The organism is Streptomyces sp. CB02400, assembly GCF_001905725.1.
Classification (GTDB): domain Bacteria; phylum Actinomycetota; class Actinomycetes; order Streptomycetales; family Streptomycetaceae; genus Streptomyces; species Streptomyces atrovirens.
Map to the genome: position 1 here is coordinate 823,118 of NZ_LIWB01000001.1, position 18,990 is coordinate 842,107.

Here is an 18,990-nt window from a genome sequence, read left to right on the forward strand (position 1 = left end):
TTGTCGTGCTGGATGTGCATGTTGCCGCGCTGGACGCGTTCATCCTACCTCTGAACGTTAATTATGAATACATCTTGACAGGGGTGCGGGCCCCACCCACGATGAACCCACTTCACACGAGCCGCTCTTGTAGGAGCCGATTGTCATGTTGTCCCTGCATGCCCCCGGAACGCCCCCGGTCTTGACCGGCCATCTGCCGATGGGCAGCTCCGACACCGCGCCGCAGTCATTGACCGTGGACAGCCAGAGCCTGATCCGGGACGGGCGGCCCTGGATTCCCGTCATGGGCGAGTTCCACTTCAGCCGCTGCCCGGCGGCCGAGTGGCGCGAGGAGCTCCTCAAGATGAAGGCGGGCGGCATCGACCTGGTCGCCACCTACCTGTTCTGGAACCAGCACGAGAACGAGCGCGGCACTCTGCGCTTCGACGGCGACCTTGACCTGCGCCGCTTCGTGGAGCTGTGCGCCGAGCTCGACCTGGCTCTCGTGGTGCGGCTTGGCCCGTGGTCCCACGGCGAGTGCCGCAACGGCGGCCACCCGGACTGGCTGCTGAACGAGGTCGACTGCACTCCGCGCAGCGACGACCCGGCCTATCTCGCGCTGGTCGAGCCGTACTACCGGCGCATCGCCGAGGAGCTGCGGGGCCTCTTCCACGACGACGGCGGCCCGATCGTCGCCCTGCAGGTGGAGAACGAGCTCTATGACAACCCCGGCCACCTGGCCACGCTGCGGCGCATGGCCGAGAAGTTCGGCATGCGCGCCCCGCTGTGGACCGCGACCGCCTGGGGCGCGGCCGACATCCCGCAGGACACCCTGCTGCCGCTGTACGGCGGTTACGCGGAGGAGTTCTGGGTGGACGCCGAGATGGGACCGGCGCGGGAGATGCGCCGCCACTTCTTCTTCACGCCGATCCGTGACGACCACGCCATCGGCGCCGACCTGCGCATCGCCGACTCCACCGGCACCGGGCCCGACACCAGCCGCTACCCGTACGCCACCTGCGAGTTGGGCGGCGGCATGGCCATCGCGTACCACCGACGGCCGCTCGTACGGGCCGCGGACACCACAGCACTGGCGCTGACGAAGCTGGGCAGTGGGTCCGTGTGGCAGGGCTACTACATGTACCACGGCGGCTCGCAGCGGGTGGACCTCAAGGAGCCCAACCAGGAGAGCCACGCCACCGGCTACCCCAACGACATGCCGACGGTCACCTACGACTTCCAGGCACCGCTGGGTGAGTACGGTCAGGCGCGGCCCGTCTTCCACGGCCTGCGACTGCAGCACCTGCTCCTGGAGAGCTACGGCGCCGACCTGGCGCGGATGCCGCTCGCGCTGCCAGATGCCGAACCCACCTCGCTGGACGACGACACCACCCTGCGCTGGTCGGTCCGCTCGGCCGGCGACCAGGGCTTCCTGTTCGTCAACAACCACGACCCGTACGCCGCGCTCCCCGACCACGAGAACGTCCAGTTCAGCGTCCAGCTCGAGGGCGGCCGGACTGTCACCCTGCCCGCGCAGCCCGTTCCCGTACCCGCCGGTGCGCACTTCGTCTGGCCGATCGGCCTGGACCTGGGCAGTGGTCTGCGCCTGGAGTGGGCGAGTGCGCAGCCGGCCACCCGTATCGCGCTGGAGGACGGCACACCCCTGACCGTGCTGGCCGCCGTCGACGGCATCCCCGCCACCCTCGCCCTGCCCCTGGACGCGGACATCGAGGGCCCGGCCCAAGTGGAACGCACCGGTGAGCACACCGTGGCCACGCTCACCGAGCCCGGCACCGGCGCCCTGCTCACCGTGACCGGCCCGTCCGGCACCGCCAAGGTCATCGTGCTCTCCCACGAACAGGCCCTGCAGCTGAGCAAGGTCGACGTCTACGGCCGTGAACGGCTCTCCCTCAGTGCGGATGTGGTGGTCGCCGATGGCGGTGCACTGCACATGCACCTCTCCTCCGCGTCCCCGTCCATCGCCCTGCTGCCCGCACCGGACGCCCTGCACGGAGAAGGCATCGGGCAGCCCACGGCCGACGGAGCCTTCAACCGCTGGCAGCTGACTGCGGCACCGCACCTGCCGCAGCCGACCCTGGAGTGTGTCCGGGAGCGGGCCGTGGCTGCCCCGGCCCGCACAGGCGGCGGACACCAGCGGGCTTCCGCGCCGCTGGAAGCCGACTTCGACAAGGCCGCCGTTTACCAGATCACCGTTCCCGCCGAGGCTCTGAACAGCGAGGGCGAAACCCTCCTGCGCGTGCGCTACACCGGCGACGTGGCCCGCGCCTACATCGACGGCAAGCTCATCGCCGACGACTTCTGGTTCGGGCCCAACTGGGAGATCGGACTGCGCCGCCACGCCGAGGCCGCCGCACGCCACGGCATCGAGATCCGCGTGCTGCCCCTGGATCCGGCCTCCGTCATCTACGTGGACGCCACCGCCCGTGAGGGACTTGACGCCGCACGAGACCGCGCCGCCGTCGAAGCGGTCGAGCTGGTGGCCGTACCCCGTATATCGCTGCGCGAGGCGGGAGGCGGACGTGACTGACATCAGCCGCAGAAGCCTGCTGAGGGCGGCGGGCGGCGCAGGTCTGGGACTGCTCGCCGCTCCCGCGCTGGCCGCGTGCGGCAGCTCGGCCGCCGCGCCCGTGCGCTCCGGGAACGTGACCGTCAGCCTGTGGACGCACGACCCCGGCTACGTGAAGACCTTCCAGAGCGCAGCCAAGGACACGAAGCTGATGCGCGGTTCGCGCTTCGCCTACTCCGTGAAGCCCACCGCCGCAGCCGGCAGCGACGTCGTGACCCGCATGATGGCCCAGGCCGTCGCCGACGGCGACACCCCCGACCTCGCCGGGCTGATCATCGACCAGTTCCCCCGGGTGATGAACGCCCGCATCGCCGAGAACCTCTTCGTCGATCTGCGCGACACCGTCCGCCCGTTCGGCGACGACCTGCTCAAGCTGGCCCCGTACTCGGTCGACAAGGTCCCCTACGCCCTCGACTCCGACAACTCGATCACAGTCCTCTATTACCGGCAGGACCTGTTCGACAAGTACAAGGTCCCCGAAGCCGTCGAGACCTGGGAGGAGCTCCTCGAGCACGGCGAACGCCTCGCCAAGGACCACAAGACCAGCATCGGCATGGTGTCCACCGGTGACAACGGCGCGATCGTCAACGGGTTCAACCAGTTTCTGCTGCAGCGCGGCGGCGGCTTCTTCAACGCCTCCGGTGAGCTGACCCTGGACTCGCCCGAGGCGCTGGAAGTCCTGGAGTTCATGACCCAGGGGGTCCGCTCGGGCGCCTTGCTCGCCCTGCCCGACCCGTACGGAGCCGCCTGCGCGGCGGCCCTGAAAACCGGGCGGCTCGCGGCCACCGCCATGCCCAACTGGTACAACGCCTACGGACTGCAGGCCAACGTGCCCGACCAGAAGGGACGTTGGCGGATGCGCACCCTGCCCCGCTTCGAGGGCGGCGGGCATGTTGGCTCCACCCTGGGCGGCACCGGCATCGCCGTGCTGAAGGACAAGCCCCACACCCAGGCGGCACTGGAACTGCTCAAGCGCGTCTACCTCACCCGCGAGGGCCAGATCCTGCGCTACAACAACGGCGGCTTCCTGCCCACCCTCCAACCCCTCTACCGGGACCCCGAGTTCACCCAGATCGAGGACGAGTACCTCGGCGGCCAGCGGGTCTTCGACGTCTACGGCAAGGCGGCCGCCGACCTGCCCGTCTTCTACCAGGCCGCGGGCATGCAGATCCTCATCGACGTCCTGGGCGGCCCCATTCTGGACGCGCTCAAGGGCCGCACCTCGCCGGCCGCCGCCCTCAAGGCCGGACTGAAGGCATACCGACAGCAGGTGAAGCGATGACCGCTCCCACCCCGACCCGCTCCGCGCCCGCCGTCCCGGCCGCGGCGAAGGGCGCCTCCGCGGACGGCGCCACGTCCCGCACCTGGTGGATGCGCCGCCAGCGCACCTGGGCCCCGTACGTCTTCATCTCGCCGTTCTACCTGCTGTTCGGCCTGTTTATGCTGGTGCCGATCCTGGTCGGCCTCTACCTCAGCTGTACCGAATGGGCCGGCCTGGGCACCCCGCAGTGGGTCGGCCTGCGCAACTACCGCGACCTGCTGAGCGATGCCAGCTTCTGGACCGCCGTCGGCAACACCACGCTGTACGTCGTCTTCACGATGTGTGTCGTGCTCCCGGCCTCGCTCCTGATCGCCCAGGCGCTCAACGCCCGCGGGCTGCGAGGACGCGATCTGTTCCGGCTGACGTACTTCATGCCCGTGGTGATCTCGCCGATCGTCATCATCCTGGTCTTCGGCCTGTTCTTCGACACCGAGTTCGGCCTCCTGAACGCCCTGGGCCAGGCCCTGTTCGGGTTCGGCGGCATCGACTGGCTCGGGGACCCGGAGTGGGCGAAGGTCTCCGTGGTGATCCTGGTGCTGTGGCGGTGGACCGGCTACCTCACCATCTTCTTCCTGGCCGGACTGCAGAACGTGCCGCGCGAGCTGTACGAGGCCGCCGCCATCGACGGTGCCGGACCGGTCAGCCGGTTCCTCAACGTCACCCTGCCCTGCCTGCGACCGGTCACCGCGTTCGTCGCGGTCACCGTCCTGGTCAGCACGGCGCAGATCTTCGACGAGCCGTTCCTGCTCACCCAGGGCGGCCCCGGCGAATCCACCCTGTCCGTCGCCATGTTCATCTTCCGCGCCGGATTCCAGCGCCAGCAGCTCGGCTACGCGGCGGCCGCCGGCGTCCTGCTCTTCATCGCCGTGTTCGTGCTCGGCCGGCTCGCCATGCGCCTGCTGCGAGTTGGAAGGGATGACTGATGACCACCATCGACCACGCGGTCCGGCCCACCGCCGACCGGACCCGTCGCAGGGTCAGCCGCACCCTGCTGTACGTCTTCCTGATCGCCCTGCTGCTGGTCTTCGCGGTGCCGCTCCTGTGGGCCCTGTCGGCGTCCTTCAAGGACCGCGCCGACATCTTCAGCTACCCGCCCGAGCTGTTTCCGTCGCCGGGGACGCTGGCCAACTACCGCGGCCTGCTTGACGGCAATCCGTTCTGGAGCTGGCTGCTGACCAGCACGGTGGTCGCCCTCATCTCCACCGTGGCCTCGGTCCTGCTGTGCGCGCTGGCCGGCTTCGCCTTCGCCAAGTACCGCTTCCGGGGCAAGAACGCCCTGTTCACCATCATGTTCAGCTCGCTGGCCGTCCCGTTCGCGGTGATCGTCGTCCCGCTGTTCATCATGGTCGCCAAGGCCCACTTGACCACCCCGTACTTCGCCCTCGTCGTCCCCTGGGTGGCCCCCGCCTTCGGCATCTTCATGATGCGCCAGTTCGTCGAACAGTCCGTCCCCGACGCCCTGCTGGACGCTGCCCGCGTCGACGGGTGCACCGAGTTCGGGCTCTTCTGGCGCATCGTGCTGCCCCTGCTGCGGCCGGCCCTGGGGGCGCTTGGCGTGTGGTCCTTCCTCAACAGCTACAACAGCCTCATCTGGCCGCTGATCGTGGTCAGTGACCCCGGCGACTACACCCTCCCGCTGGGCCTGCAGGCCATCTTCGCCGCCACCGGCCGCCAGTACGACCTGGTACTCGCCGGTGCCGTGCTCGCGGCGATCCCGAGCCTGGTGGTCTTCTTCGTGCTGCGCAAGCAGCTCCTCGAAGGACTCACCGCAGGCGCCGTCAAGAGCTGATCCACCCGTGCCCGGTCAGGCGCGCGGACCTACCAGCCAGGGGGAGTCCGCGCGTCCGGCCCGGCCTGCCCACCCCGGCCGGACGAGCCGGGTAGGTACCCCACATTGAGGAGCTGTTCCTGTGCGTATCCGCAAGAGAACTGCCATAGCGATCGCCGCCGGCCTGGTGCTCCCGGCGGCCACGCTCGCCAGCGCTTCCGCCAGCGCGAATGCGGGCGACCCCAACCTCCTGGCGAATCCCGGCTTCGAGAGCGGACTGACCGGCTGGAGCAACATCGGCACCAACAACTCGGCCTACAGCCAGTCCACAAGCACCCACAGCGGACAGACCGCTCTCGGCCACGGCAAGAAGGGCCAGTGGTCGGTGAACACGGTGCAGACGCTCACCGGCCTGTCCAAGGGCACCTACACGCTCTCCGCCTGGATCAAGAACGACGGAGTGACCTCCGCCGGCCTGCAGGCGTACTCCTGCGGCGACAGCTCCCAGAGCCTCGACCTGCCCAAGTCCGCACAGTGGACCCGGGTGACGCTCAGCGTCTCGGTGCTCAGCCCGTCGTGCACTGTCGGCATCTGGTCCAACTCCCAGCAGGGCCGGCTCTACGCCGACGACTTCTCCTTCACCCGTGTCACACCCGGCTCGGGCGGCGCGATGGCGGTCGGCGGTGACATCACCTACCGGCGGATGAACGCCGCCGCCGGCGCCCAGTACGCGGACAGCGCCGGCAACAAGAAGGACGTGCTCGACGTCCTCGCCCCCGAGGGCTTCAACCTGGCCCGCATCCGCGTCTACAACAAGCCGGGCGCCTTCGTGACCGTCGACGGCGAGCGCTATCAGCTCCAGCCCGGCTGGCAGGACATCAACGACGCGGTGGCGAACGCCAAGGACGCCAAGGCGCGGGGGATGCAGGTCCTGCTGTCCTTCCACTACAGCGACTTCTGGACCAACCCCGCCCTGCAGATCAGGCCCGAGGACTGGGCCGGCTTCTCCCAGAGCCAGCTCGAGCAGGCGATCTACGACTTCACGGCCGCCTCGGTCCAGAAGATGAAGAACGCGGGCGTCACACCCGAGTACGTCTCCATCGGCAACGAGATCAACAACGCCCTCGCCGACGTGGACCGCTGGACCACCCCGGCCCAGTACTTCGCGCTGCTGCAGTCGGCCTCGAAGGCGGTGAAGGACACCTCCCCGACCAGCAAGACCGTCATCCATCTCACCACCCCGGGGCGCGACCTCTACCAGGGCTGGATCAACGACGCCAAGACGTACGGCCTGGACTACGACATCATGGGCGTATCGCTGTATCCGTTCTGGACGGACATGTCGATCGCGTCCCTGGCCAACTTCGCGAGCTGGGTGGGCTCGGCGAGCGGCAAGCCGGTCATGGCGATGGAGACCGGCTATCCCTTCACCCTCGAGCCGAACGGCGCGAGCGAAACGACCCTGATCGAGAAGAACACCCTCGACCCGGACGGTCCCGAGAACTACGGCGCCACCCCTGAGGGGCAGCTGCGGTGGACGCAGGAGTTCTTCCGCGCCATGCACAACACGGGCAAGGTGGTGGGGATCTCGTACTGGGACCCGATCGCGATCGACTTCGCCGACGGAGCCGACCCCAACGGCTGGGTCGTCGGCGGCGACAACGAGGTCGAGGACACCTCCTTCTTCGACTACAACCAGACGCACAAGGCGCTGCCCAGCCTGAGCGCGTTCCGCACCTGGTAGAACGCGCCTGATCACGAGCCGGCCGGGGAGGACTGCCACGCCCCTGGCCGGCTCGTCACATTCGGACCGCGCCGACGCAGGATCTCGGCCGTTGAAGAAGCACTCCATCACGCACCCCCCGCCCGTAGTCGCAAGGAACTTGCGCCGTGCCGCTCACCGACCTGCCCCTGGGCCAGCTCCGCGTCTACGACGCCGCTCTCGCGGAGTCCTCCGGCTTCGACGCCTTCTGGCAGGACACCCTCGCCCAGGCGCGCGCCGCCGCCGAGCCGCACCCCACCGTTCACCCCGGTCCACAGCACTCTCTCACCGCCGTCGACGTGTACGACGTCCGGTTCCCCGGCTGGCGCGGCCGACCCGTGGCCGCGTGGCTGCTGCTGCCGCACGGCGCCAAGGAACCGCTGCCCACCGTCGTCACGTACATCGGCTACAGCGGCGGGCGTGGACTGCCGACGGACCATCTCCTCTTCCCCTGCGCCGGTTATGCGCAGCTCGTCGTCGACAGCCGCGGCCAAGGGCACGACACCCCCGACCACGGGGAAGGCCCCGGCACCCAGTGGGTCGAGGGCTTCATGACGCGCGGCATCGACGACCCCCGCCACCACCACTACTGCCGCCGCCTGATCACCGACTGCGTACGCGCCGTGGACTGCGCCCCCGGCCTGCCGCACGTCGACGCCGACCGCATCGTGGTGCAGGGCGCCAGCCAGGGTGGTGGGCTCGCCCTGGCCGTCGCGGGCCTCGCCGGCGAGCAGGTCGCCACCCTCTGGTGCGACGTGCCGTTCCTGTGCCACTTCCGCCGGGGCGCCGACATCGCCAGCGACGGGCCGTACGTCGAACTCGCCCGGTACCTGTGCCTGCACACGCGGGATCAGCCCGAGCGCGCCTTCGCCACTCTGAACCACTTCGACGGGGTGCACTTCGCCGCCCGCGCCACCGCTCCTGCGCTGTTCAGCGTCGGGCTGATGGACCCGGTCTGCCCGCCCTCCACGATCTACGCCTCGTACAACCGCTACGCGGGCCTGAAGGACATCCGCGTCTGGCCGTACGGCGACCACGGCGGCGGGTACGGGTCGTCGTCCGGCGAACACCTGCACTGGCTTCGGCACACGGGGCTGTCCCCTCTCAAGGTCTCCTGATCGGCCTGCCTGCGCTGTGCGGGCCCGGTCGTGGCGGTCCGGTGCTGAGGCAACACAACGAGCGGCGGGCCCGTCCACACGACACCAACAACGTCGTAGTGGACGGACCCGCCGCTCGCGCGGTCCGTCGCGTCAACCGGCCAGGGATGCGGCGGCGCCGGCCGTGACCGGAGCAGTGGCCGTGCAGGAGGCGCGGAGCACGGCGCCGTCCCACGGGCCCGGCTCGGCCAGCCCGTACGTGGCTGTCGTGACGATGAGGTGCTCTCCGGTCAGGCAGACAGCGGTGGGTTGTTGGGCGGGAACGTCCAGGGTCTGCAGCAGCTGACCCTCGGGGCTGTAGCGGCGGATCTGGCTGCCGCCCCAGATCGCCGACCAGATACAGCCGTCGGAATCGACCGCCATCCCGTCCGGGCTGCCGTCCTTGGTGGCGACGCGGAACACCAGGCGCCGGTCGGACAGATCACCGGTCTGCGGGTCGACGCGGAATGCCTCCACTGTGCCCACCGCGGAGTCGGCGAGATAGAGGATGTCGCCGTCCGGGCTGAAGACCGGCCCGTTGGGAACGGTCAGCCCGTCCAAGACGCAGGTCACCGAGCCGTCCTTGTTCCACCTGTGCAGCGCGCCGGCGCCGGGTGTGGCGTCGTAGGCCATGGTGCCGGCCCACATGCGCCCGGCGGAGTCGCAGACCGCGTCGTTCATACGCTGCGGGCCGCCGGCCTGAGGCGTGACCGGGGTCGTGCGGACGATCTGCCCGCCCTCGTCGAGGACGGCGAAGGCCATGCCGGTGGCAGCGGCCCAGCCGCGAGGGCCAGGGCTGTCCAGCGGAGCGACCGCGCCCAACGGCTGTCCCAGATGCGCCAGTTCCACCAGGGAGCTGTCCTCGTGCGCGGGCAACTGCACGAGTTTCCCGGCGAGGATGTCGACGAGGACCACGCTGCCATCGGACAGCAGACGCGGTCCTTCGCCGAGTTCCAGACGGTCGGACGTGACGGGTGCGAAGGTGCCGACCAGCTGGTGGGTGGACACGGCCATGTGACGACCTTTCAAGACGGGGAGGAAGGAAAACTCGGCTCACCAGGTGCCGGGCGGGCTCGGCTTCGGCTTGCGCGTGACGGGCAGGCTCAGCGCACGGTCGCGCCGGGCGCCGCGTCCAGGAGGGAGAGTTCGTCGCGGTGGGGCAGCCCTTCCCAGTCGCCGGGAGTGGCGACGGCGAATGCGGCGGTGCGGGTGGCCCGGTGCAGCCGCTGTTCGGGCGACAGTTCGTCCAGGACGCCGGAGAGGTATCCGGCGCAGAACGCGTCGCCGGCGCCCACCGTGTCGGCCACGGGCACCGGGTGGGCCGGAGTGTGCACGCCCTGGTCGGCGCGGAGATACAGGTCCGCGCCCTGGGCGCCCCGCTTGACCACGACCTCCCGTACGCCCCGGGCGAGCAGCTCGGCCACCCGATCATGCTCCGGCGTACCGGGCTCTCCGGCGATCAGGGGCAGCTCGTCGTCGGAGGCGATGACGATGTCGATCAGACCGAGCAGCGGGCGCAGCGCGGCCGAGGCGGCCGCGGTATCCCACAGGCGGGTGCGGTGGTTCACGTCGAAGGACACGGTCCAGCCGTGCTCGGCGGCGTATCCGGCCGCAGTCCGCACGCTCTCCAGCGGTCCGGGGCCCAGGGCGCAGGTGATGCCGGTCAGATGCAGCAGGCGCGCTCCGGCTGCCAGGGCGCTCTTCACATGCGGTGGCTGCATGCGGGACGCGGCGGATCCGGCGCGCCAGTAGTGCACGCGGGCCAGATCGGCGACCCGGCGCTCACGCATCAGGGACCCGGTGGGAGCGTCGGGATCGGTGGTGGCATGGTCCACGTGCACGCCTTCGCCGCGCAGGGTCCGCAGGATCATCCGGCCGGGTTCGTCGGCTCCGAGGCGGCCGGCCCAGCCCACGTGGTGTCCCAGGCGGGCCAGGCCCACTGCGACGTTGGACTCCGCGCCCGCGACCGCCGTACGGGCCTGGCCGCCCGAGGTCAGCGCACCGTCCACCTGGAACGAGAGCATCGTCTCGCCGAACGTCAGGGCATCGAGTGGCGCGGCGTTCACGCGTCGGCTCCCGCCGCGCACACGGTCAGGAACTCCCGGGCCCGGACCCGCAACTGGGCCAGGTCCCCGCCCTGCGCGGCATCACCGAGCAGGGGCGAGCCCACGCCCACGGCGACGGCTCCCGCGGCGAAGTAGGCCCGGGCCGCCTCGGCATCCACGCCGCCCACCGGTACGAACGGCATGTCGGGCAGAGGGTCGCGCAGCGCGCGCAGATAGGCGGGGCCGCCTATGGAGGCGGGGAACAGCTTGACCGCGGCGGCACCGGACCGCATCGCGGCCACCGCCTCCGTCGGTGTGAGCGCACCGGCCAGCACGGGCACGCCGAGCGCGACCGCGTGCTCGAAACCCTTGTCCAGGGCCGGCGTCACCATCCACCGGGCTCCCGCGTCCCGGGCCCGCAGAGCGTCCTGCTCGGTGACAACCGTTCCCGCACCGATGACGGCGTCGCTGCCGATTTCCTCGACGGCTTGCGTGATGACCGCCTCGGCACCGGGCGTCGTCAACGAAATCTCGATCAGGCGCACGCCCTCCTGGGCGAGCGCCAGCACGCTGGCCAGCGCGGCCTTGGGGTCGCTGCCGCGCACGATGGCCACCAGCCGGTCGCGGCGCAGTTCGCGGGTGAAGTCGATGTGGGTCAGCATCAGTTGTTCTCCGTGATACTTGGCGAGGGCGAGGGCTGGAGCGGGGGATGAGACAAGTCCGGGGATGGGCCCAGGGGCAAGGGGCAGGTCACCATTCGGCGAAGGAGCCGTCGGTGTGACGCCACAGCGGGCTCCGCCAGTCCGGCGCGCTGTCGTTCGCGCGACGTACGGCCTGCTCGTCGACCTCGATGCCCAGGCCCGGACCCACGGGCCGGTTGATGTGGCCCTGGTCGAACCGGAAGACCGTGGGGTCGACCAGATAGTCCAGGACCTCTGCGCCGGCGTTGTAGTGGATGCCGATGCTCTGTTCCTGGATGAGGAAGTTCGGCGTGCTGAAGGCGACCTGGAGACTGGAGGCGAGCGAGATCGGGCCCAGCGGGCAGTGCGGGGCAAGGAGCACATCGAAGGTCTCGGCCAGCGACGCCATGCGCCGCACCTCCGAGATGCCTCCCGCATGGGAGAGATCGGGCTGCAGGACGGCGATGCCGGCCTGCAGGGCGGGCAGGGCGTCGGTACGGGAGAAGAGCCGCTCACCCGTGGCGATGGGCACGGGCGAGGCCGACACGACGTCCTGAAGACGGTGCGCGTGCTCCGGGAGGACGGGCTCCTCGACGAACAGCGGGTGCAGCGCGGCGAGTTCGGGCAGCACGCGGCGGGCACTGGCGGTGGTGAACCGGCCATGGAAGTCGATCGCGAAGTCCCGGTCGGGCCCGAGGACGTCGCGCGCGATCCGGGCCCGCTCGACCACGGCGTGCACTTCCCCCGCGGTGGCCAGCTTCCCGGTCCGCCCGCTGGCGTTCATCTTGACCGCCGTAAAACCGGCCTCGACCTGCGCCTGGAGGGCCTCGGCGATCTCACCGGGTTCGTCGCCGCCCACCCAGCTGTAGGCGCGTACACGGTCACGCACCGGGCCGCCGAGCAGCACATGGACCGGCACGTCGAGGGCCTTGCCCGCGATGTCCCACAGGGCCTGGTCGATACCGGCGACGGCACTCGACAGGATCGGGCCGCCCCGATAGAAGGTGCCCTTGGTCATGGTCTGCCAGTGGTCCTCGATACGCATCGGGTCCTGACCGACGAGGTACTCGGCGAGTTCGTGCACGGCCGTGCGGACGGTGGCGGCCCGGCCTTCCACCACCGGCTCGCCCCAGCCCACCACACCGTCATCGGTCTCGATCCGGCAGAACAGCCAGCGAGGCGGCACGGCGAAGGTCTCAACCCGGGTGATTTTCAAGGGAGATGGCTCCAAAACAGGGAACTGAGATTAAAGGAAGACGAGGTACGGCGGGGATGCCGGCCGCTCACGAGGAGTTCTTCAGTACGCTCCAGCCACCGTCGACGACGAGGGAGGCGCCCGTCACGAAGGACGCGTCGTCGCTGACGAGGAAGGCGATGGCGGCGGCGACCTCCTCGGGTCGGCCCAGGCGGCCCGTAGCGGTCTCGGCGGCGCTGGCCCGCCGGTCGTCCTCATCGATGGCGTCCCAAGCCTGGGTCAGGACCGGGCCGGGCAGCACGCTGTTCACACGGACCTGCCCGCCGTACTCGACCGCCAACTGCCGTGCCAGGCCGGTCAATCCGGCCTTCGCGGCCGCGTACGCGGGACGTCCGGGCAGACCGACCAGCGCGTGCACGGACGACACCAGCACGACGCTTCCGTCCGTCGCGCGGAGGTCGTCGAGGCAGGCTCGCACGCCGAGAAACGATCCGCTCAAGGTCACGGCGAGCTGCCGGTTCCACTGCTCGGCGCTGATCTCATGGGCCGGTGCCACCTGGACCGTGTAGGCGTTGCTGACCAGGGCCCGAATCGGACCGAACGCCTGGCGCGCTGCCTTGGCCGTCCTGGCCCAGGAGGACTCGTCGGCGACATCGCAGTAGTGGAACAGTGCCTCGCCGCCGTCCTTCCGGATGCCGGCGGCCACGGCCTCGCCGGCCTCGGCATCGATGTCGGCGAGGACCACGCTGGCGCCCTCGGAGGCGAGACGTCGGGCCGTGGCCGCCCCGATCCCGGAGGCGGCTCCGGTGACGAGCGCGCACCGGTCGCTGAGGCGTTCCGAGGGGGATACCCGTGCGGGAAGCATGGAGACGACTCCTGTGGCTGAGGCAGCAACGATGACGTCATTAAATATTAATTATCCATGCGGGCCAAGAGGTGCGTCGGCTTCGGCCGGGGGTGATGGTGGTCGGGGGTGGCTTCTCTGATCGGAAATTATGAATTAACGTGCCACCGTCGTGGGCTGAGACCGCCGACCAGCCGCCCACGCCCGTGTGCCGCACTGCCCTCGGTTTCGCCACGTTAGGGCGTCTCCGCGGCCTCCCCTCACCGTCACCGACCACGAAGCGGACGAGATGGCCTACTCACCGATACCTCTGCCGACCCACCTGCCGGACCGGCTCACCATCACCCTGTGGGACTTCACCTGGTACACCCGCACCGGACCGGGCGAACCCTTCGAGAACCTCGACCGCGCCTTCGCCGAAGCCGTCGATCGCGGTTACAACACCATCCGGATCTGCGCCATGCCGTTCCTCATCTTCGGCTCCGGCCTGACCGGAGAAATCGAACTCGGCCCCTTGGGCGGCGAGTACGGCCAGGGCACACGCTGGTACGACGTGCGGCACCGCACCCGCATCGACCCGAAGGCGCATCTGCTGGAACTGCTGCGGACCGCCCAGCGCCACAGCGTCTTCGTGATCATCTCCAGCTGGGAGTACCAGCAGAGCAGCTCCTTCGCCGGTGATCGCCGCTGGTTCGACGCGCTCATGGCCGTCAGCCCCGAAGACCGGCCTGTACGGCTGGCCGACGCCCTAGCGGACCTGTGCGATCTAGCCGAGGCAGAGGGACTGTCCGACGTGATCGCGTTCGTCGAACTGCACAACGAGGTCCAGGGCGGCTACCTCACCGAGGGGCTCCCTGGCAAGGAACCCGCCGTGGTGGAGCTGCGCGAACGCCTCGAAGCGGGCCTGGACCGCTTCCATGAACGTCGCCCCACCATTCCCGCAACGGTCAACTACGCCCGGGTCCCCCTGGAATCCTTCCGCGGCATCCCGCACAACATCGACGTCGGCATCTTCCACCCGTACGTCTATGGGGTCCTCGACGAGCTCGTCACCGGCTACGGACTGCGGTCGCCCGACGGCGGCTTCGACGAGGAGCGCGCCCGCACCGACCTGATGCGCCCGGGCGCGCCGCCCTTCGACCAGTGGCTGCCGCCGGCCGGCGAGGAATGGCGTCAGCAGGCCACGATCGTCGGCAAGCCCGAGATCTACGTACACGACTGGTGCGACGCCGAGGTCTGGGATCGCATCCTCTACGAACGCTACGGCGCGCACCACCTCGCCATGCTGACTACCCTGGAGACATGGATGTCGGCAGCCGCCGACCTGTGCGTCGGCCGCGGGATTCCGCTGGTCTTCGGCGAGGGCTGGATCGGCTACACCCCCTTGAACGGCACCTTCGAAGAGGGCCCGATCGGCGCCGAGTTCTGCAGGCGCGCCGTCCGGGGCAGCGCCGAGGTGGGTGCCTGGGGCACCATCGTGTGCTCGAACGCGGCACCCCACCACCCCATGTGGAGCCAGACGGAACTCCAGCGGGAGTGCAACGAGCTCTTCCTTCAAGCAGCGAAGGAGTCTTGATCCTTGGTCTTTCAGCCTGGATCCACCGTGTGAATCTTGATCGGGTTTGCTGATCGGTTTTCGGGTGGTTTTCCGGTTTCGGGTAGGGGTGGGTGCCGGATGGCCGGTCCGGTGGCGGGGTCTTTGAGGTCCTTCGGGTCGTGGGCGGGCAGTCGGTCCGGCTTGTCAGGTGCGCAGGCGGTGACCGACGGCCGTCCAGAGGTTCTCCAACGCTCCCTGCCAGGGCCATCGGTCGGGGAGGTGGGTGCGTGCACCCGTGGCGAGGTGGGCGGGGACGGCGATCAGGTGGCGTCGGACGGTGCCGGTGCGGGCTTTCGCGTGGAAGGCGGAGGCCAGGGCGCCGAGCGCGCGGGTGAGGTTGTGGGCGAGGGCAGCGAGCGTGAGCCAGGCCGCGTTCGCGGTGAACTTCCCCGACGGCAGGTGGCCGAGGGCGGAGTCCTCCAGGTCGGCGAAGACTTGCTCAATGATGGCGTGCCGGCGGTGGGTGGCCTCGGCCTCGGCAAGGCCGAGCGCGGTGTCGGTGAACACAGCGTGGAAACGATGGGCAGTGAACAACTCGCCCTGCCTCTCGGGGACATGAGCCTGACCGAGGCGCTTGACGCGGCGGACCAGGAGCCGGGCCGTGGCGTGGTGCTTCTGGGGCTTGCCGGTGAAGGCGGTGTATGCGGTCTCGGCGACCTCGGCGTCGGAGACCCACCGCTGCCCGTCCTCGTCGAAGACCGCGTCCGTGTACTTGATCGCCGTCCACGCGGCCTCGTTGATGGCGTCGATGGCGCTGCGGACTTTCCTTCGCTGGGCGATCGTGAAAGAGAAGCGCACCCCCAGACGGCGGCAGGCGGACACGGTCTTGTGCGAGCAGAACGCGGAATCGCCGCGCACGATGATCTGGCCCACCGCGCTCATGGCCCGGACCGTGTTCACCGCTTCGGCGATCAGATGCGCGGCGCCCTTGCCGGAGCCGGCCGAGCCCTTGCGCAGCCGCGAGGCCACGATGACCGGCGCAGCGACGGGCGTGGAGGCGGTCACGATCTGGACGTGCAGGCCACGCTGTCTGGTGCAGCCGAAGGCGGCGCCCTGCTTGGCGTAGCCGTGGACGGGCTTCATCTTCGAGTCGATGTCCAGGAACACCACCTGGTCCGCGCCGGGCAGCAAGGCGCAGTGCCGGACCAGGTTCGCCGTGAACGCCCGCACGGCGGACTCCAGTTGACGCACGTGCCCCCAGGTGAAGGCGCGCAGGAACGTGCCCAGCGTGGAGGGGGCGCGTATCCCGGAGAACGCCCGGGACATCGCCCCGTGCCGCAGCACATCCACATCGATACGGTCAGGAGTGGACGAAGAGCCAACACGTCGTCAACCCGCCCAATCAGGTTGAGTCTCGCTTCGGCCGAAGCCAACCGGCAGTGAGCGAGTCATGTCGCTGTACCGGGATCGGTGGGACGGTTGTGCGGTGCCATCCCGGACGGGATCTGACTCGTGAGACTTTTGACCGAAGTGTCCAGTCACCGGCATGTCGACCGTCGTTGCGGGATGCTGCCTGCCACCGAGCCACAGGGCGTGTCCCTATAGGGGCCTTGCCGAGTTCCAGGCGCCATCACGGTTCAGACCGCCCGAGCGGGCCGGTGCCATCCACACAGCCAGCACGTCACCACGTGGGAGGCGAATCATCATGACGACCCGACAGCGCAGTACCTCCTCGAGCACGGATCCGCCCGTCCGGCGCGAGGTCGTCCTGGGCGTGGACACGCACGGCGAGGTTCATGTCGCCGCCGTGATCTCCCCACTCGGGAAGGTCTTGGGAACCGATTCCTTTCCGGCGACGGCGGCCGGTTACCGACAGTTGCTCGTGTGGGCCCGCAAGCGGGGTACGGTGCGCCGAGCCGGCGTGGAGGGCACGGGCACCTTCGGTGCGGGCCTGTCCCGCTACCTCCTGGCCCAGCACATCCTGGTGTTCGAAGTGAACCGGCCCGACCGGTCGGCCCGCCGTCTGCTCGGCAAGTCGGACCCGCTCGACGCGCAGGCCGCAGCGCGGGCCGTGCTCAGCGGCCGCGCCCAGGCCCGGGCCAAGTCCGGCGACGGTCCGGTGCACAGCGCCCGGATCTGCAAGCTCGCCAAGGACTCCGCGGTCAAGGCCCGCACCCAGGTGATCAACCAGCTCAAAGCCGTCCTGGTCGTCGCCGACCCCGCCCTGCGGGAACGGTTGTCGAGCCTGGGCAATGCCGAGCTGTTCCGCACCTGCGCGTCCCTCGGCCCACCCGATGGTGGGGGAGACGGGGACGCGGTGGCCCAGGCCACCCACATGACGTTGCGCATGCTGGCCGAGCGCATCGAACAGCTCACCGCGCAGATCGACGAGCTGAAGCAACACCTGACCCGGCTCGTCGAACACCATGCCCCGCAGTTGCTCGAACCGGTGGGCATCGGTCCGGACAGCGCCGTCACTCTCCTGATCACCATGGGAGACAACCCCGAGCGACTGAACAACGAGGCGTCCTTCGCTGCCCTTTGCGGAGTCAGTCCCATCGAGTACTCCTCCGGCCGGCGGAGCACACGCCGGCTCAACCACGGCGGCGACCGGCAGGCCAACGCCGCCCTGCACCGCATCGTGTTCACCCGCCTGCGCCACGACCCGCGCACCCGGGCGTACTGCGAACGCCGCACCCAGGAGGGCAAGACCCGGCGTGAGATCACCCGATGTCTCGAGCGATATACCGCCCGAGAGGTCTTCAACCTGGTCAGAACGGTATCCAGCGTCCCCCCGTTTTAGGGGCGTCTGAGACGTGAGAGGGTCTGGGGCGTGAGTGAGACACCACCGAACACCCTGCAATACCGCTTCGACGGGCCGGAAGACGCTCCGGTTCTGATCCTGGGTCCGTCCCTGGGCACCACATGGCACATGTGGGACCGGCAGGTCCCCGAGCTGACGAAGCAGTGGCGCGTGTTCCGGTTCGATCTGCCGGGACACGGAGGCGCCCCCGCCCACCCCGCGGGCTCGGTCGCCGAACTCACCGCGCGGCTGCTCGCCACCCTCGAGAGCCTCGGCGTGCAGCGCTTCGGCTACGCCGGCTGCGCGCTCGGCGGTGCCGTCGGGATCGAGCTGGCCCTGCGCCACCCCGAGCGGCTCGCGTCCCTCGCGCTGATCGCCGCCTCGCCCCGCTTCGGCACGGCGGACGAGTTCCGCCGGCGCGGGGTCGTCGTACGGACGAACGGGCTCGACCCCATCGCCCGTTCCTCGCCGGAGCGCTGGTTCACCGGCGGGTTCGCCGCAGCCCAGCCCGCGATCACCGAGTGGGCCGTGCAGATGGTGCGCACCACCGACCCCGGCTGCTACATCGCCGCCTGCGAGGCGCTCGCCTCGTTCGACGTGCGGGCCGGACTCGGCAGCGTCGGCGTGCCCACCCTGGTGCTGGTCGGCTCCGAGGACCAGGTCACCGGCCCCGCCGAGGCCCGTACGCTGGTCGCCGGGATCCCGGACGCCCGGCTCGCCGTCGTACCCGGCGCCTCCCACCTGGTGCCGGTGGAGCAGCCGGCCGCCGTCACCGACCTGCTGGTGCGGCACTTCTCCACCGCCTGGCAGCCCGCCTTCGAGCCCGTCACCGGCCAGACCGCCCTGCCCGCGGCGGTGGTGAATCCGGTGCCGGCCGCCGCCCCGCCGCAGCTCGCGCCCGTCGCCGAGATCGCCCCGCCCGTCGTACCGCAGCAGCCGCAGGGCAGACCCGACCCGTACGACACCGGCCTCAAGGTCCGCCGGGAGGTGCTGGGCGACGCGCACGTCGACCGGATCCTGGCCGAGGCCGACGCGTTCTCGGGCGACTTCCAGGAGCTCGTCACCCGCTACGCCTGGGGCGAGGTCTGGGACCGGCCCGGACTCGACCGGCGCACCCGTAGCTGCGTCACCCTCACCGCCCTCGTCGCCGGCGGCCACCTGGAGGACCTCGCCTTCCACACCCGGGCCGCCCTGCGCAACGGGCTCACCCCGGACGAGATCAAGGAGGTGCTGCTCCAGGCGGCCGTCTACTGCGGCGTCCCGGCGGCGAACAGCGCCTTCCGGGTGGCCCAGCAGGTCGTCCGCGAGGAGACCACGCCCCAGGAGTGAAGCC

The 18,990-nt window shown here is 69.9% G+C and carries 14 protein-coding genes and 1 pseudogene; 9 read left to right on the top strand and 6 right to left on the bottom strand.

Annotated elements, in window-relative coordinates; translation table 11 throughout:
• Positions 1-145 precede the first annotated feature (145 nt).
• From AMK33_RS03550 to AMK33_RS03575, 6 genes are all read left to right on the top strand, one after another.
• Positions 146-2,527 carry a beta-galactosidase gene (locus AMK33_RS03550; protein ID WP_073931174.1) on the top strand — a complete coding sequence of 794 codons (2,382 nt, stop codon included), beginning with the start codon at positions 146-148 and terminating at the stop codon, positions 2,525-2,527.
• Positions 2,520-3,848 carry an ABC transporter substrate-binding protein gene (locus tag AMK33_RS03555; RefSeq protein WP_235617954.1) on the top strand — a complete coding sequence of 443 codons (1,329 nt, stop codon included), beginning with the start codon at positions 2,520-2,522 and terminating at the stop codon, positions 3,846-3,848. The genes AMK33_RS03550 and AMK33_RS03555 overlap by 8 nt, the downstream gene beginning before the upstream one ends.
• Positions 3,845-4,810, top strand: a complete 966-nt coding sequence (locus AMK33_RS03560) for a carbohydrate ABC transporter permease (protein ID WP_235617955.1) — start codon at positions 3,845-3,847, stop codon at positions 4,808-4,810. Before AMK33_RS03555 ends, AMK33_RS03560 begins: the two co-directional genes overlap by 4 nt.
• Positions 4,810-5,676: a carbohydrate ABC transporter permease gene (locus AMK33_RS03565; RefSeq protein WP_073931175.1), complete on the top strand. Its 867-nt coding sequence runs from the start codon at positions 4,810-4,812 to the stop codon at positions 5,674-5,676. The genes AMK33_RS03560 and AMK33_RS03565 overlap by 1 nt, the downstream gene beginning before the upstream one ends.
• 121 nt (positions 5,677-5,797) lie before the next feature.
• Positions 5,798-7,399, top strand: a complete 1,602-nt coding sequence (locus AMK33_RS03570; protein ID WP_073931176.1) for a glycosyl hydrolase 53 family protein — start codon at positions 5,798-5,800, stop codon at positions 7,397-7,399.
• A 146-nt stretch (positions 7,400-7,545) separates the two neighbouring features.
• On the top strand, positions 7,546-8,535 hold the full coding sequence (locus AMK33_RS03575) for an acetylxylan esterase (RefSeq protein WP_073931177.1): 990 nt from the start codon (positions 7,546-7,548) through the stop codon (positions 8,533-8,535).
• Between the two features lie 132 nt (positions 8,536-8,667).
• Here the strand turns inward: AMK33_RS03575 and AMK33_RS03580 are convergent, their stop codons facing one another.
• From AMK33_RS03580 to AMK33_RS03600, 5 genes are all read right to left on the bottom strand, one after another.
• Positions 8,668-9,567 (bottom strand): SMP-30/gluconolactonase/LRE family protein, encoded by a 900-nt coding sequence (locus AMK33_RS03580; protein ID WP_073931178.1) that lies wholly within the window; start codon positions 9,565-9,567, stop codon positions 8,668-8,670.
• A gap of 89 nt (positions 9,568-9,656) precedes the next feature.
• Complete coding sequence (locus AMK33_RS03585) at positions 9,657-10,577, bottom strand: sugar kinase (protein WP_073931511.1); 921 nt, start codon at positions 10,575-10,577, stop codon at positions 9,657-9,659.
• 38 nt (positions 10,578-10,615) lie between these two features.
• Complete coding sequence (locus AMK33_RS03590) at positions 10,616-11,260, bottom strand: bifunctional 4-hydroxy-2-oxoglutarate aldolase/2-dehydro-3-deoxy-phosphogluconate aldolase (protein WP_073931179.1); 645 nt, start codon at positions 11,258-11,260, stop codon at positions 10,616-10,618.
• An 88-nt stretch (positions 11,261-11,348) separates the two neighbouring features.
• Positions 11,349-12,494, bottom strand: coding sequence for a galactonate dehydratase (gene dgoD, locus AMK33_RS03595; RefSeq protein ID WP_073931180.1), 1,146 nt, complete (start codon positions 12,492-12,494; stop codon positions 11,349-11,351).
• 67 nt (positions 12,495-12,561) lie between these two features.
• Positions 12,562-13,338, bottom strand: coding sequence for an SDR family NAD(P)-dependent oxidoreductase (locus AMK33_RS03600; protein WP_073931181.1), 777 nt, complete (start codon positions 13,336-13,338; stop codon positions 12,562-12,564).
• A 268-nt stretch (positions 13,339-13,606) separates the two neighbouring features.
• On the opposite strand from AMK33_RS03600, the gene AMK33_RS03605 reads away from it, so the two are divergent.
• The gene (locus tag AMK33_RS03605) at positions 13,607-14,893 is read left to right on the top strand and encodes a cellulase-like family protein (protein ID WP_073931182.1); all 1,287 of its coding nucleotides are present in this window, start codon (positions 13,607-13,609) and stop codon (positions 14,891-14,893) included.
• Positions 14,894-15,058: 165 nt separating this feature from the next.
• On the opposite strand, the pseudogene AMK33_RS03610 reads toward AMK33_RS03605, so the two are convergent.
• A pseudogene (locus AMK33_RS03610) lies at positions 15,059-16,207 on the bottom strand (IS1380 family transposase); the annotation flags it as partial.
• A gap of 352 nt (positions 16,208-16,559) precedes the next feature.
• On the opposite strand from AMK33_RS03610, the gene AMK33_RS03615 reads away from it, so the two are divergent.
• Both AMK33_RS03615 and pcaDC read left to right on the top strand, forming a co-directional pair.
• Complete coding sequence (locus AMK33_RS03615) at positions 16,560-17,657, top strand: IS110 family transposase (RefSeq protein WP_073931183.1); 1,098 nt, start codon at positions 16,560-16,562, stop codon at positions 17,655-17,657.
• Between the two features lie 30 nt (positions 17,658-17,687).
• Entirely contained in the window at positions 17,688-18,986 is a 1,299-nt protein-coding gene (gene pcaDC / locus AMK33_RS03620; protein WP_073931184.1) for a bifunctional 3-oxoadipate enol-lactonase/4-carboxymuconolactone decarboxylase PcaDC, read from the top strand.
• The last annotated feature ends 4 nt before the right edge of the window (positions 18,987-18,990 follow it).